Origin of the sequence: Bosea sp. 29B, from assembly GCF_902506165.1 — a bacterium.
GTDB lineage: Bacteria > Pseudomonadota > Alphaproteobacteria > Rhizobiales > Beijerinckiaceae > Allobosea.
In genome coordinates, this window is sequence record NZ_LR733817.1 from 275,450 (window position 1) to 288,457 (window position 13,008).

Sequence of the window (13,008 nt, forward strand, 5' to 3'; positions counted from 1 at the left end):
CAGTCCAACCTACTGCGCCGCTGCGGTCACCGCCTGGCTGCCGGCCAGCCGGCTGGTGCCGAGATCGGCGAGGAAGCGCCTGATCTCCGGCACCGAGCCATGCGCCGGCAGGTTCTCGTGATTGCCTTCCGGGAAGCGGATGAGGCGCTTCGGCGGATTGGCGAGCGCAAACAGCGCTTCGCCCTGGCTGAACGGGATGACACCGTCACGCTCGCCGTGCAGAACGAGCAGGGGCGCCTTGACCTTGTCGATGACCCGGTCGGAATGGAACTGATCGTGCATGAACAGCCCGATCGGGATGTAAGGATAGAGCTGCTGCGCAACCGCAGCGGTCGAAAGATAGGGCGCCTCCAGGATCACCGCCCTGAGCGGAGCCTCCGCCGCCAGCTTCACCACCACGCCGGTGCCGAGCGACTCGCCGTAGCCGACCAATCGCTCCGCACCGAAGCGCGCCACGGCCGCGGCATAGGCGGCGCGTGCATCCTGCGCCAAACCGTCTTCGCTGGGTGAGCCTGTCGAGCCGCCATAGCCGCGATAATTGACCGCGAACAGGCCTGTGCCGTCCTGCGTCAGGGCGCGGAAACGCGTCTGCCGGATCGCCCGGCCGAAATTGCCGGCATTGCCGTGAAAGAACAGCAGGACCGGCTTGCCCTCGCGCGGCGGCACCACCCAGGCGATCAGCGTCTCGCCATCGGCTGCCGTCAGCACCGTCTCCTCGACGCCCGGCAGATTGGCGCTGGCGATCTCCACCCGGGCCGGATTGCGCGGATACAGCAGCTCGCGCTGTTTGACGTAGAGCAGCGCCAGCACGGCGCCATAGGCGCAGAACGCGCCGATGGCGAGAAGCTTCAGGATCCTGCGCATCGCCCGCTACCTTCGGCCGCCGCCCAAACGAAAGGGCCGGCATCGAGCCGGCCCTTTACGACGTTCCGATGACGGATGCGCCGGCTCAACTGCACCAGTGCCTTGACGATTCCGTCAGTGCGAGGCCATCGCCGCTCAGTAGAGCAGCAGCGCCAGCAGCATGAGGACGAAGGGAACGAGCGTCGCGCGCCAGCCGATCGACGGGGCGGCGATGCCGATGCCGGTGCCGACCAGGGTCAGCAGCGTGCCGATGATGGCCGTGCCCCAGGCATGCTTGGTGCCGCCGACCGCGAGCGCCCCGACGATGGCGAGGCAGGCGAGCGTGCCGACCTCGGCGAAGTGCACGAAGCCCGTATAGGTGCGCTCATGCTCCGGATAGTCCATCTGCGGAATGTCGGCGGCGTGTCCGTGGTCGGCCATGAAGGAAATCCCGATTTCAAACCCTGTCCTGACGCCCTGTAGCGCACCTGAAAAGGGTCGGCAACGGAGGGCCGGAGTGGCGACGGCCATTTCCTGAGCCACAACGACACAATGCCCGGAAAAATGCACGGCTGACGCCGGTTGCGGCGGTTCAAGCCATGAACCGGGCAGCGCGACTTATGGCAGCAGCCCCGGATAGACAGGCGCCGGATCGCAGTTGCCCCGGCGATTCTGATCGTCAGGAGTTCTGAAGACCGGCCGCAGCCAGCGCAGCGCCCTGCTCGCTCGCCACTCTGGCGACGCTGAAGGCCTCGATCTCCTGCTCGAACAGCCGGTGGAAGTTGAGCTCGGCATCGAGATGCAGGAAGACGCCGCCAAGGCCGATCGCGGCGCGGTCCATGAAGACGAACTCGCGCGGCACCGTCACCGGCCCCCGCGCCTTCAGCGCCGAATGGACCTGGAAGGCCTGCTTGCGGCCATACTCCGACGGTTTGACGCCCTCGGCGATGCGGCGTGTGCGATCCTCCAGCAGCGGGCCGTAGATGAACTTCGCCCAGATGTTGAGGGTGTCGATCAGCTCCTTGGTCAGGCCCTTGAAGCCCCAGACCTCATAGGCATGGACGACGCGGGCCTCCTCGCCTTCGAGCAGGCCGCGATAGAGATCGACGACGCCGCCGACGAAGCTCGGCGGGAAGATGCGGATGCAGCCATAGTCGAGCAGGTTGATGCCCGCGGGCTCGCCGCCATCCTGGAAGACCGTGTAGTTGCCGAGATGCGGGTCGCCATGGATCACGCCGTGATGGCTGAACGGCCGCCACCAGGCCCGGAACATCGCGGTCGAGATCCGGTCGCGGACCTGCTGGCTCGCCTGCTTGTGGTTCAGGATCTTGTCGCCATCGAGCCAGCCCATGGTCAGGAGCCGGCGCGTCGACAGCTCCGGCACGACATCCGGCACGCGCACCTCCGGCGTCGCCGCCAGCATATTCTGGTAGAGCGCGACATGCTTGGCCTCGCGGCGATAGTCGAGCTCCTCGCGGACGCGGGCGCTGATCTCCTTGGCGATCTCGCTGGTGTCGATCACCGCGCCCATGCGCCGGTGCAGTCCGAACAGGATTTCGAGCTGCGAGATGTCGGCTTCGACAGCCGATTCCATGTCGGGGTATTGCAGCTTGCAGGCGACCCGGACGCCGTCGAGGGTTGTCGCCCGATGCACCTGCCCGAGCGAGGCCGCCGCAGCCGGCTTGAGGTCGAACTCGCCGAAGCGCTCGCGCCAGTTCGCGCCGAGCTCGGCCTGCATCCGGCGCTTGACGAAGGCCGCCCCCATCGGAGGCGCCTCCGATTGCAGCTTCTGCAATTCGGCGGCGTATTCCGGCGGCACCACGTCGGGGATGGTGGCGACGAGCTGCGCCACCTTCATCAGCGGGCCCTTCAGCCCACCCAGCGCCTTGGCCAGTGCTTCGGCATTGGTGGCGTTGCGGCCCTCCAGCCCAAACAGCTTGGTGCCGGCGATCCGCGCCGCCACGCCGCCGACATTGGCGCCGACGCGGGCATAGCGCGCCGCGCGGGCGGAGAATCGGTTGGCTTCGCTATCACGTTCGGACATTGAGGCTCACGAGCTGCAACGGGCTGCTACCCGATGTAGGCGCTCCGGCGGGGAAAGCCAGCCGGCACGCTGTCTCAGGACCGCCCGGCCTGCGCGATCGCCGCAAGGCTCGCCCTGACATCCGCCACGCTTGCCGGCCGGCCGCCGGCCGCCTCTACCTTGCGGACCATGTCGACGATCAGCTCGGCATTGCTGCGCGTCTCGCCGAATGGCGCGTCCTCCAGTCCGGCACGGACATGAACGCCGCGCGCGACCGCCGGGGCGACGATCTCGCTGAGATCGACGCCGAGCCCGGCGATCATCACCGGGGCCTGCGGCGCACACTCCGCCAGCAGAGCAAGATGAGCTTCCAGCGCATAAGGCTTCGGCGGAAAGCCCCAGGCAAAGGCGTCGGAAAACATCAGCTGGTAGATCGGCGTCGGCATGCCGGGATAGGCCTGCGCCAGCGCCGCGCCGAGCCGGGTGAAGCCGGGCTCGTAGATCGCGTAGCTCGGGTGGATCCTGTGCGCCTGCACCACCGCCATCCCCTCGCGGATATGCTCGCCGGGATTCTGGTAGATGAAGCCGGCCTCGCCGCCCGGAATGCCGGCGAAGGTCGTCCAGTTGCAGGAGCCGGGATCGAGCACGCCCCATTCGACGAGGCCCCGCTTGGCCAGTTCCTCCAGATGCGTGTAACGGCCCGAGCCGATCATGTCGCCGGCATAACCCGAGCCGAGGATGGGAATCGTCGGGTAGACGATCGCGTCGACCTTGGCCCTGATCCCTTCGATCGCCTGGGCATAGAGCTCCCAGTCGTCGCGCTGGCGGCCGGTCTCGACATCATAGACATGCAGATGGACGATCGCGGCGCCGGCCTCGACCACGGCGATCCCGTCGGCGACGATATCGGGTATCGCGATCGGAATGCCGGGCTGGCGCTCCTGACCCCAGGGCCCGTTGATCGCGGCTTCGATCCAGATCGGGGTCTTCATGCCGGGGCATCCTTCGGCCAGTTGTCGCGGATCCAGCGCGTCAGCCCCTCCTCCTCGACCTCGCCGGCTGCGAGCGCGAGGATGGCGGCAGTCGCTTCCGGTTCGGGCACGAGGAAGTCGATGCCGTTGAGCCCGAGGAAAACGATCATGGAGGCGAAAGCGGCCCGCTTGTTGCCGTCGACGAAAGGATGGTTGCGCGCCACGCCAAAGGCATAAGTCGCCGCGAGAGCGGCTAGATCGCGCTCGCCATACGCATATTTGTTCGGCGCGCGCGCCAGCGCCGATTCCAGGAGCCCTTGATCGCGAATGCCAGCCGGCCCGCCGAACAGCGCGAGCTGCTCGGCATGGATATCAATCACCAGCTCGACGCTGACCCAGACCGGTTCGGTCATTTCGCCAGAGCGCGATAGGTGTTCGCATAGGTCTTGAACGAACGTCGGGCGATTTCGAGCCCGCGCGCATGAGTGTCGTCATAGCGCGCCAGCTTGAGGCCGAGTTCCGGCTGCTCGACCACGGTCAGCTTGTCGCCTTCAGCCAGCTTCAGCCGCGCCAACAGCTCCTTGGGCAGGATGATGCCGACCGAATTGCCGATTTTGCGGACCTGCAGGACCATGGCCTGCTCGGCAGCGGGCTTCTCGGGCTTGTTCATGGCAGGCTCCGGGGCTCATCTGTTGTACGAAATGTATAACAGACAAACGCCCGGCCGTCAGCGCCGCACGAGATGGCAGTGGTCTTGGGCGGCCTGCGGCGAAGGGAGGCCGCCCAAGAGCGCTACAATCGCCTCACTCGCCCTTGTTGACCGAGATCGGCTTCAGCACGTTGCTCGGCTGAACGTACTTGGCGACCAGCGCGTCATAGGTGCCGTTCGCCTGCAGCCGCTCCAGCGCACCCTTGACCGCGTCGCGCAGCTGGCCGCCCTCGGCCGTCTTCGGGAACGGGATGCCGGTCAGCGAGCGGGTGAAGGGCTCGCCGAGCGGGATATAGGTGTTCGGCTCCAACTTCTGGAAATGCGTCATCGTCTCGCTGCCCTGGACGCCGCCCTGCAGGCGCTGCGTCTTGAGCTGGGTACGGGCGTCGACCGAGCCTTCAGTGCCGACCACGGTGATCGCCGGCTTGCCCTTGGCGACGCAGTTGGCATCGCTCCACTCGCCGATCTGCTTCGGCCAGTTGGTCGAACGGCTGGCGCCGACGCTCTTGCCGCAGAGATCCTCGACCGACTTGATCGTCGAGGCGAAGGCGGTGACGGTGTAGAACTGCGCGCCCGAGACCATGTAGTCGACGAAATCGACCGTCTCGCGCCGCGCCGGCAGGTCGCTCATCCCGGCCATCACCATGTCGACGCGGCCGGTGGTCAGCGAGGGCAGCATCTGGGCGAAGGCGGTGTCCTGCCATTCGGCCTTGACGCCGAGCTCCTTGGCGATCGCTTCGCCAAGCTCGTAGTCGAAGCCAGCCATCTGATTGGTCGCCGGGTCCTTGTAGACGATCGGCGCGTAGTTCGGCTGCGTCGCGATGACGATCTTGCCGGCGGTCTTGATCCGGTCCGGCAGGGCCTGGGCCTGGGCGGCGAGCGCGGTGCCGGCGAGCAGCGCAGCGGCGAGCGAAAGGCGAAGCATGGTGGTCTCCCTCTTGTCTTTGCTTGAATTCGATAGGCTTGGATTCACTTGAGGACGGCGGCGATGAAGTCGCGGGTGCGGGGCTGCTGAGGCGAAACCAGCACCTGCGGCGGCGGGCCCTGCTCGACGATCTCGCCTTTGTCCATGAAGACGACGTCGCTCGCGACCTCGCGAGCGAAGCCGAGCTCATGGGTGACGACGATCATGGTCATGCCGGTCGCGGCGAGATCGCGCATCACATTGAGCACCTCGCCGACCAGTTCGGGATCGAGGGCGGAAGTCGGCTCGTCGAACAGCATGACCTGCGGCTTCATCGCCAGTGCGCGGGCGATGGCGATGCGCTGCTGCTGGCCGCCGGAGAGTTCGATCGGATAGGAATCGCGCTTCTCGGCGAGGCCGACACGTTCGAGGAGGGCCATGCCCTCGGCGATGATCTCGCGCCGCGGCCGCTTCAGCACCGTGAGCGGGCCCTCGATGATGTTCTGCAGCACCGTCATGTGGTTGAACAGGTTGAAGCGCTGGAAGACCATGCCGGTCTTCAGCCGCTGGCGCGCGATCTCGACATCGCTGAGCTCGTGCAATTCGTTGCCGACACGGCGATAGCCGATCAGCTCGCCGGCAACGGTGATGGCGCCGGCGTCGATCTTCTCGAGCTGGTTGATGCAGCGCAGCAGCGTCGACTTGCCCGAGCCGGACGGGCCGATGATGCATTGCACAGCGCCCGGCAAGACCGAGAGCGAGACCTTGTTCAGCGCCTTCAGCGGGCCGAACTGCTTGGTGACGCTGGCGGCGACGACGATCGGGGACAAGGCGTTCACGCGGCGGCCTCCTCGGCGACCTGCGGCTTGGCGCGGCGCTCGCCCCTGCCCTTCGAGAAGGCGCGTTCGAGGAAGAACTGGCCGATCTGCAGGAGGGTGACGACGAGCAGGTACCAGCCGGCCGCGACGATCAGCAATTCGATGACGCGGGCATTGGCATAATAGACATTCTGCGCATTGCGCAGGATCTCGGAGAACTGGATCACGCTGGCAACCGAGGTCAGCTTGACCATGCTGATCACCTCGTTGCCCACCGGCGGGATGATCACCCGCATCGCCTGCGGCAGCACGATCCGGCGCAATGTCGTCAGCCGGGTCATGCCGATCGCCTTGGCGGCCTCGGTCTGGCCGAGATCGACCGAGAGGATACCGGAGCGAACGACCTCGGCGGTATAGGCGCCCTGGTTCATGCCGAGGCCGAGCAGCGTCGCCATGAACGGGCCGATAATGTCGATGGTGCGCCACTCGACCACGCCGGGGATGCCGATCGTCGGAAAGACCAGCGCCAGGTTGAACCAGAGCAGCAATTGCAGCAGCAGCGGCGTGCCGCGGAAGAACCAGATGTAGAACAGCGCGACGCCGCGCAGCACCGGGTTCGGCGACATGTACATGATCGCGAAGACCACGCCGAGCACGATGCCGAGCCCCATGGCGCAGACGGTCATGATCAGCGTGTTGACGAGACCGGCAAGGATCGCCGGCGCGGTGAAGAACTGCGCCACCACCGGCCAGGCGATCTGCCCCTGGGCAAATGCCTTCACGATCCAGGCGAGCACGAACAGGATCGCCGCGGCGGCGACCCAGCGCCCGTAGAACCGCTTGGGAACGATGGTCAGGCCGGCGATCTCGGCAAGGCCGCGATCGGGCATGGTCCGGGCTGCACTGCTCATGCCGCGCGCTCCCTCGTCCACTGGGCGAAGCCGGCGAGCCAGCCGCGGAAGCGGCCGATCTGCTCGACGACCCTCGCCGGCGCCGTGCCGCCATGGCCGCTGCGCGCCGCGACCGCCGCATCCAGCGTCAGCACCTTGAGCACGCTCTCGTCGAGACGCGGATCAATCGCACGCAGTTCCACCGGCTCCAGCCCTTCGAGCTCCCGGCCCATCTCCTCGCAATAGCGCACCAGCGCCCCGCTGATCTCATGCGCCTCGGCGAAGGGCACGCCCTTGCGGGCGAGATGATCGGCGACTTCGGTCGCGAGCGCAAAGCCGGCACCGGCCTGCGCCCGCATCACCTCAGGCTTGGCCTCCATCGTCGCGACCAGCCCGGCGAAGGCCGGCAGCACTTCGCCGAGCACGTCGACCCCGTCGAAGGCGGCGCGCTTGTCCTCGGCGAGGTCGCGGTTATAGGCGAGCGGCAGGCCCTTCAGCGCTCCCAGCATGGCGACAAGATCGCCGGTGAGGCGCGCCGCCCGGCCGCGCGAGATCTCTGCGATGTCCGGGTTCTTCTTCTGCGGCATGATCGAGGATCCGGTCGCGAAGGCATCGTCGAGGACGACCCAGCCGAACTGGCGCGAGGTCCAGAGCGTCACTTCCTCCGCCAGCCGCGACAGGTTCGTCGCCAGCATCGCCGAAACGAACAGGAATTCCGCGACATGGTCGCGCGCGCCGACCGCGTCGACCGAATTCTCGCAGGGGCCGTCATAGCCGAGCGCCCTGGCGCTGAGCTCTGGCGTCAGCGCGATCGCCGAGCCTGCCAGCGCAGCGGCTCCCAGCGGCGAGAGCGAGGAACGCTTTTCCCAATCCTGCAAGCGGCTGGCATCACGCGACAGCGCCTGGCCATGGGCCATCAGCCAATGGCCGAAGGTGACGGGCTGGGCGCTCTGCAGATGGGTGAAGCCCGGGCAAACCGAGGCCGCATGCCGCTCGGCCTGGCCGGCGATCGCATCGAGCAGTTCGGCCAGCATTGCGCCGATCGAGCGCGCCTCGGCGCGCAGATAGAGCTTGAGGTTGTTGGCGGCCTGGTCGTTGCGCGAGCGTCCGGCCCTGAGCTTGGCACCGGTCGCGCCGATCCGCGCGATCAGCACCCGCTCGATGAAGGTATGGACATCCTCGTCGCTCTCATCCGGCGCCAGCGTCCCTGCCGCGAGATCGGCAGCAATCGCTTCGAGCGCCGCGACGATGGTCTTGAACTCGTCCTGGCTGAGCAGCCCGGCCCGTTCGAGCTCAGCCGCATGGGCCTTGCCGCCGGCGATGTCCTGCGGCGCGAGGCGCGCATGGGCGCCGGCCGCGCTCGACAGCTTCATCATGCGCGGATCGGGCGACTTGCGGAAACGGCCGCCCCAGAGACGCGTATTATGGTTCATGATGCTCTCCCCTTGCCTGAAACACTGCCCTCTTGACCGCGCAACCGGCAAACGAAACGATCTCCTCAAGGGTAGTCGCTGAAGGAATATCTATTTGGCCGGTCGCAACCTCCCGCCGTCGACCACGGCGCTCCGGGTCTTTCTCGCTGTCGCCCGCCTCGGCTCGACGGCGAAGGCTGCCGGCGAAGTTCACCTGACCCAGAGCGCCGTCTCCAAGCAGATCCAGGCGTTGGAAGACCATCTCGGCACCGAGTTGTTCGAACGCAGCCCCGTCGGACTCAAGCCCACCGAGGCCGGCACGATCTATCGTCCTTATGCCGAGGCTGCGATCGAGCAGATGGAGCGCGGCGCCCGCCGCCTCGCCGAGCGTGCCGCGATCGGCCGGCCGATCCGGCTGCACATGATCGCCATCGCCGGCGAGCGCTGGCTGATGGAGCGCTTCCCGGAATTCGCTCAGGCCCATCCCGAGATCGACGTCCAGTTCACCAATTTCGTCAGCGAGAAGGAGATCGAGGAGGCCGACCTCGAGATCGTTCACGGCTTCGGCCCCTGGCAGGATCGCGAGTCGCATTATCTCTTCGGCCGCCGGGTCGCGCTGGTTGCAGCACCCGCAGCGCTCGAGCGCCTGGGCGGCTTTGCCCGTGCCGCCGACATCCAGAAGATGACGCTGCTGCAGCATTTCCAGATGCCGGCCTTCTGGGCCGAGTTCACCGAGGCGCATGGCCTGCGCGGCGCGGTGCCGGCCCATACCGTGCGTTACGGCTATTACTCCGTGATCATCCGCGCCGCCGTCGCCGGGCTCGGCGTCGCGCTCGCCCCACGCTGCTATGTCGCCGAGGAACTGGCCTCCGGCGCGCTGGTCAATCCGCTCGGCCTCGATTTCGACAGCGCGACCGGCTGCTGGCTGACCGTCAATTCGCAGAGCGAGCGCAGCCCGGCCCTCGACACGCTGATCGCCTGGCTCTGCGAGGAGGCCCGCCGCTTCGAGGCCGCGGGTTGAGCCCATCGGACGCATGCTCTAGACCGGCCGCCATGCTTCCGATGGCGAAGGCCCGATGCGCATAGCCGTGACCGGACGAACCGGGCAGGTCGTCCAATCCCTCCTCGCCCGCGCCGAGACGGCAGGCGTGACCGTCATCCCGGTCGGCCGGCCCGAGCTCGATCTGGCGCAGCCGGAAGGCGTTCGGCAGGCGCTCGCCGCGGCAAGCCCCGACTGCGTCGTCAACGCCGCCGCCTACACTGCCGTCGACAAGGCCGAGACCGAACCGGAACTCGCTCTGCGCATCAATGGCGCTGGTGCCGGCGCTGTGGCTGCAGCCGCTGCGGCGCTTGGCGTGCCGCTGATCCAGATCTCCACCGACTATGTCTTCGACGGCATGGCGCCGCAGCCCTGGCGCGAAAGCGACGCCACCGCTCCGCTCTCAGCCTATGGCCGCTCGAAGCTCGCCGGCGAGGAAGCCGTCATGGCTTCTGGCGCCGACTGGACAATCCTGCGCACGGCATGGGTCTACAGCCCCTATGGCGCGAATTTCGTGAAGACCATGCTCCGGCTCGCGGAGAGCCGGGGCGAGGTCGGCGTGGTCTCCGACCAGCTGGGTTCGCCGACCAGCGCACTCGATCTCGCCGACGCGATCATCGCTGCGGCGAAGGCTCTGGTCGCCCGACCCGGCGCGGCCTCGCTCCGCGGCGTCTTCCATGCCGCCGGCATGGGCGAGGCAAGCTGGGCTGATCTCGCCGAGACCGTTTTCGCCGCCTCGGCGGCGCTGGGCGGGCCTAGCGCCAGAGTCAGGCGCATCGCCACGATCGACTACCCCACCCCCGCCCGGCGGCCGAGCAATTCCAGGCTCGATTGCAGCCTGCTCGCCGCTCGCCACGGCCTGCGCCTGCCGCCCTGGCAGGGTTCCGTGCAAACCTGCGTCGCCACATTGCTCGCGCCATCGCGAAGCTGAAGGAGCCATCCATGAAGGGGATCATCCTCGCCGGCGGCAGCGGCACGCGGCTTCACCCGATGACCATGGTGACGTCGAAGCAGCTCCTGCCTGTCTACGACAAGCCGATGATCTACTATCCGCTCTCGACGCTGATGCTCGCCGGCATCCGCGAGATCCTGATCATCTCGACGCCCGAGGACGCGCCGCGCTTCGAGGCGCTGTTCGGCAGCGGCGAGCGCTGGGGCCTCAAGCTCTCCTATGCGATCCAGGCGAAGCCGGAAGGCCTGGCCCAAGCCTATCATATCGGCGCCGATTTCGTCGCCGGCGGCCCCTCCGCTTTGATCCTCGGCGACAATCTCTATTACGGCGACGGCCTGACCGGCGTGCTGCACCGCGCCGCCGCTCGCCAGAGCGGCGCCACCGTCTTCGCCTATCGCGTCAGCGATCCCGAGCGCTATGGCGTCGTCTCCTTCGACGGTTCCGGCAAGGCGCTCTCGATCGAGGAAAAGCCCAAGGTGCCGCGCTCGCATTGGGCGGTGACCGGCCTCTATTTCTATGACGAGCAGGTGGTCGAGATCGCCCGCAAGCTGAAGCCCTCGGCTCGCGGCGAGCTCGAGATCACCGACGTCAACCTCGCCTATCTCGAACGCGGTGCGCTCAGCGTCGAGCGGCTCGGCCGCGGCTATGCCTGGCTCGACACCGGCACGCCGGATTCCCTCGTCGAGGCCTCGGAGTTCGTGCGCACGCTCGAGCGCCGCCAGGGCTTCCGCATCGCCTGCCCCGAGGAGATCGCCTTCGAGAACGGCTGGATCGACCGCGAGCAATTGCACTCGCTCGGCCAGGCGCTGTCGAAGAGCGGCTATGGCCAGTATCTCCTCGGCATCGCCGAGCGCGATCAGCAGGCCTGACGCCGCGCTTCCCCTGACGATGCAGAGCACTCATGCTGCATCGGCGATGGTCGAAGTCGATCGGCCGGCCGAGATTGCAGCCTAGCCGCGCCGAAGACGTGCACGAGGATCGAAGACCCGATGAACGCCCCCGCCACCACGTCCGGCACCTCTCGGCATCCCGCCCTCGACAGCCTGACCGCCTCGCTGCGCGACCTCCTCGGCCCGCGCTGCTCGACCTCGGACAGCGAGCGCGAGCATCACGGCCATGGCGAATCCTATCACCCGACCAAGGCGCCCGACGTGGTCTGCTATCCGCTGACCACCGAGGAGGTCAGCCAGATCGTGAAGCTTTGCCATCAGGCGAAGGTGCCGGTCATTCCGTTCGGCGCCGGCACCTCGCTCGAAGGCCATGTCGTCGCGCTGCATGGCGGCGTCTGCATCGACCTCTCGCGCATGAACGCGATCACCGCCGTCAATGCCGAGGATCTCGACTGCACGGTCGAGGCCGGCGTCACCCGCAAGCAGCTCAACGAGCACCTGCGCGACACCGGCCTGTTCTTCCCGGTCGACCCCGGCGCCGATGCCACCCTCGGCGGCATGACCGCCACACGCGCCTCGGGCACCAATGCAGTGCGCTACGGCACGATGAAAGACAATGTCCTGGCGCTCACCGTCGTGCTCGCCGACGGCACCATCCTGAAGACCGGCGGCCGGGCCCGCAAATCCTCGGCCGGCTACGATCTCACCCGCCTCTTCGTCGGCTCGGAAGGCACGCTCGGCGTCATCACCGAGATCACCTTACGGCTCTACGGCATCCCCGAGGCGAGCTCGGTCGCGGTCTGCTCCTTCCCGGACATCGCCAGCGCGGTCAATTGCGCCATCGAGACCATCCAGTGCGGCATCCAGGTCGCCCGCGTCGAATTGCTCGACGAGACCTGCATGCGCGCCATCAACCGCCACAACAATCTGAGCTATCCCGAGACCGTCGCGCTCTTCCTCGAATTCCACGGCACCGAGGCGGCGGTGGTCTCGCAGGCTGAGACCGTACAGATGCTCGCCGAGGGCCATGGCGGTGAAGGCTGGCGCTTCGCCACCAGCGCCGAGGAGCGCAACAAGCTCTGGCAGGCCCGGCACAACATGCATTACGCACTGCTCGCCCTGCGCCCCGGTGCCAGCAGCTGGGGCACGGACACCTGCGTGCCGATCTCCCAGCTCGCCGCCTGCATCACCGAGATCAAGGAGCACGCCAAGGACGCCCCCTTCCCGGTGACGGCGCTCGGCCATGTCGGTGACGGCAATTTCCACATGGGCTTCCTGATCAGGATGGATTCGCCCGAGGAGATCCGCGAGGCCGAGCGGCTGAACGGCCTCCTGGTCAACCGAGCCATCGATCTCGGCGGCACCTGCACCGGCGAGCACGGCGTCGGCTACGGCAAGGCGAAATTCCTGCGCAAGGAGCACGGCGACGCCGCCGTCGAGGTGATGCGCACGCTGAAGGCGAGCCTCGACCCCGACAACATCATGAACCCGGGGAAAGTGCTGCCGGCCTGAGAGGCGAAGCTCTATTCCCTTCCCCCCGCTTGGGGTGGGGAAGGG

At 67.3% G+C, this 13,008-nt stretch carries 14 protein-coding genes; 4 read left to right on the forward strand and 10 right to left on the reverse strand.

Going from position 1 to position 13,008, the window contains the following annotated elements; genetic code table 11:
- Positions 1-9: 9 nt before the first annotated feature.
- The 10 genes from GV161_RS01465 to argH form a co-directional block, all read right to left on the reverse strand.
- Complete coding sequence (locus GV161_RS01465) at positions 10-864, reverse strand: alpha/beta fold hydrolase (protein ID WP_152012177.1); 855 nt, start codon at positions 862-864, stop codon at positions 10-12.
- A 135-nt stretch (positions 865-999) separates the two neighbouring features.
- The gene (locus GV161_RS01470) at positions 1,000-1,284 is read right to left on the reverse strand and encodes an aa3-type cytochrome c oxidase subunit IV (RefSeq protein ID WP_152012176.1); all 285 of its coding nucleotides are present in this window, start codon (positions 1,282-1,284) and stop codon (positions 1,000-1,002) included.
- 238 nt (positions 1,285-1,522) lie between these two features.
- Positions 1,523-2,887: an AarF/UbiB family protein gene (locus GV161_RS01475; protein WP_152012175.1), complete on the reverse strand. Its 1,365-nt coding sequence runs from the start codon at positions 2,885-2,887 to the stop codon at positions 1,523-1,525.
- Between the two features lie 74 nt (positions 2,888-2,961).
- Positions 2,962-3,858 carry a 3-keto-5-aminohexanoate cleavage protein gene (locus GV161_RS01480; protein ID WP_152012174.1) on the reverse strand — a complete coding sequence of 299 codons (897 nt, stop codon included), beginning with the start codon at positions 3,856-3,858 and terminating at the stop codon, positions 2,962-2,964.
- Positions 3,855-4,250 carry a type II toxin-antitoxin system death-on-curing family toxin gene (locus tag GV161_RS01485; RefSeq protein ID WP_152012173.1) on the reverse strand — a complete coding sequence of 132 codons (396 nt, stop codon included), beginning with the start codon at positions 4,248-4,250 and terminating at the stop codon, positions 3,855-3,857. The genes GV161_RS01480 and GV161_RS01485 overlap by 4 nt, the downstream gene beginning before the upstream one ends.
- Positions 4,247-4,471, reverse strand: coding sequence for an AbrB/MazE/SpoVT family DNA-binding domain-containing protein (locus GV161_RS01490; RefSeq protein WP_152012483.1), 225 nt, complete (start codon positions 4,469-4,471; stop codon positions 4,247-4,249). Before GV161_RS01490 ends, GV161_RS01485 begins: the two co-directional genes overlap by 4 nt.
- A 169-nt stretch (positions 4,472-4,640) precedes the next feature.
- Entirely contained in the window at positions 4,641-5,471 is an 831-nt protein-coding gene (locus GV161_RS01495; protein ID WP_126115913.1) for an ABC transporter substrate-binding protein, read from the reverse strand.
- Positions 5,472-5,515: 44 nt separating this feature from the next.
- Complete coding sequence (locus GV161_RS01500) at positions 5,516-6,280, reverse strand: amino acid ABC transporter ATP-binding protein (protein ID WP_152012482.1); 765 nt, start codon at positions 6,278-6,280, stop codon at positions 5,516-5,518.
- 5 nt (positions 6,281-6,285) lie between these two features.
- Positions 6,286-7,179: an amino acid ABC transporter permease gene (locus GV161_RS01505; RefSeq protein ID WP_152012172.1), complete on the reverse strand. Its 894-nt coding sequence runs from the start codon at positions 7,177-7,179 to the stop codon at positions 6,286-6,288.
- Positions 7,176-8,591 (reverse strand): argininosuccinate lyase, encoded by a 1,416-nt coding sequence (argH, locus tag GV161_RS01510; protein WP_152012171.1) that lies wholly within the window; start codon positions 8,589-8,591, stop codon positions 7,176-7,178. The genes GV161_RS01505 and argH overlap by 4 nt, the downstream gene beginning before the upstream one ends.
- A 94-nt stretch (positions 8,592-8,685) precedes the next feature.
- On the opposite strand from argH, the gene GV161_RS01515 reads away from it, so the two are divergent.
- The 4 genes from GV161_RS01515 to GV161_RS01530 all read left to right on the forward strand — a co-directional run bounded on the left by GV161_RS01515 (position 8,686) and on the right by GV161_RS01530 (position 12,963).
- Positions 8,686-9,591, forward strand: a complete 906-nt coding sequence (locus GV161_RS01515) for a LysR family transcriptional regulator (RefSeq protein WP_152012170.1) — start codon at positions 8,686-8,688, stop codon at positions 9,589-9,591.
- A gap of 55 nt (positions 9,592-9,646) precedes the next feature.
- Complete coding sequence (gene rfbD, locus GV161_RS01520) at positions 9,647-10,540, forward strand: dTDP-4-dehydrorhamnose reductase (protein ID WP_152012169.1); 894 nt, start codon at positions 9,647-9,649, stop codon at positions 10,538-10,540.
- A gap of 11 nt (positions 10,541-10,551) precedes the next feature.
- A complete protein-coding gene (rfbA, locus tag GV161_RS01525; protein ID WP_152012168.1) occupies positions 10,552-11,430 on the forward strand; it encodes a glucose-1-phosphate thymidylyltransferase RfbA in 879 nt (292 codons plus the stop codon).
- 120 nt (positions 11,431-11,550) lie between these two features.
- Complete coding sequence (locus tag GV161_RS01530) at positions 11,551-12,963, forward strand: FAD-linked oxidase C-terminal domain-containing protein (RefSeq protein WP_152012167.1); 1,413 nt, start codon at positions 11,551-11,553, stop codon at positions 12,961-12,963.
- Positions 12,964-13,008 lie beyond the last annotated feature (45 nt).